The 580-nt window shown below is 36.6% G+C and carries 1 protein-coding gene; it reads right to left on the reverse strand.

Annotated features, from left to right (window positions below; translation table 11 throughout):
- A partial coding sequence (locus AC1DRF_RS31675) for a response regulator transcription factor (protein WP_477742784.1) occupies positions 1–580 on the reverse strand: 580 nt, incomplete at both ends.

Below are 580 nucleotides of genomic sequence, written 5' to 3' on the forward strand. Positions count from 1 at the left end.
ATATACACATCTACTACGTTTGTTTCTCCTTCATAATCGTAGCCCCAAACGGTCAAAAGGATATTTTCTCTGCTCAGTACGATATTTTGATTTTTTAGTAAATACACAAGCAAATCATATTCTTTCGGCGTTAATATAATCGTTTTGTTTTTTCTTATCACTTCTCTCGTCTCTAAATTTACAGATAAATCTTCTATTGATAAATGAACATCTTTTTTTTCAGTAACTTCTTGAATGATAGCTCCATGGCGAAGACTATTGCGCACTCTAGCTAATACTTCTTCTATTTCGAAGGGCTTGGTGATGTAATCATTTGCTCCATGATCTAGTCCCATCACTTTATCTAGCGTAGTGTCACGGGCTGTCAAAAGAATAACAGGGAGGCAGGCGTTCTTTTTTCTAATTCTTCGAAGGACTTCGATACCGCTAAGTTCTGGAAGCATAACGTCTAATAAAACTAGATCAATGCTATTATGTAAAGCAGCTTCAAGGCCGCTTTTTCCTTCATGCTCTACGAATACTTTGTATCCTCCATGTTCAAGCTCAATTTGAAGAGCTCGTGCAATCATTTCTTCATCTT

It is taken from the genome of Priestia sp. P5_B4, from assembly GCF_056400385.1.